This is a genomic window from Morganella morganii H1r (assembly GCF_000633515.1).
Taxonomy (GTDB): domain Bacteria; phylum Pseudomonadota; class Gammaproteobacteria; order Enterobacterales; family Enterobacteriaceae; genus Morganella; species Morganella morganii_B.
Genome location: NZ_AYMP01000095.1, coordinates 1 through 710 on the forward strand (window position 1 = coordinate 1; position 710 = coordinate 710).

Sequence of the window (710 nt, forward strand, 5' to 3'; positions counted from 1 at the left end):
GGCGACCTTTGGCGTGTTGGTTTTGATATTATACCTGCAACCTGAATATATATTCGGATTATTTTTTCGTTGGCATACTATACTAACGATTATGGCATTCCAGACAGAAGAGATAACTATGCATAGTACAATCCTAGTTCCCGTTGACCCTAAGCAGATGATATTAGCTGAAACAATCATATCTGAGTTGCATGATTACTCAGATAAACTGGGTATCCATTTTTATTTTTTAACGGTACTCCCATCCATTGATGAATATTATGATGATGGCGATATCTATCCCAAAAGTACCGAAAAGCTGGAATCGGATACTGAGCGGGCCGACATGGCAGAAAAAAAACTAATGGATATTGTTAAAAATATTCAGATACCTGATGAAAGAAAACATTTGATTATCAAAATTGGAAACGCAAATGACGATATCATTCGAGCATCGAGAGAAATTAAAGCAGATTTGATAATCATTGGTGCCAGACACCCGAGCTTTAAAACTCATATCCTTGGTTCAACCGCATCATTTCTGGCTAAGTACGCTGAAATATCTGTGTTTATAGTCCGTTAAGAAAAGGAGCCGATCACCAGATCAATATAATTATATCAAGCTAAAGATAATTAAAATAATTGTGGAGACATACGCTGAGAGTGTATGCGTTCAGGTTCCCCATGGCGTGTGTGCTTCTATCCTGATAAGTACAGTAGCCCATGCGAGT

At 37.7% G+C, this 710-nt stretch carries 1 protein-coding gene; it reads left to right on the top strand.

Going from position 1 to position 710, the window contains the following annotated elements:
* The coding region (locus U868_RS0123045; protein WP_025155338.1) for a universal stress protein at positions 1-562 on the top strand (562 nt) is incomplete at its 5' end.
* Between the last annotated feature and the right edge of the window lie 148 nt (positions 563-710).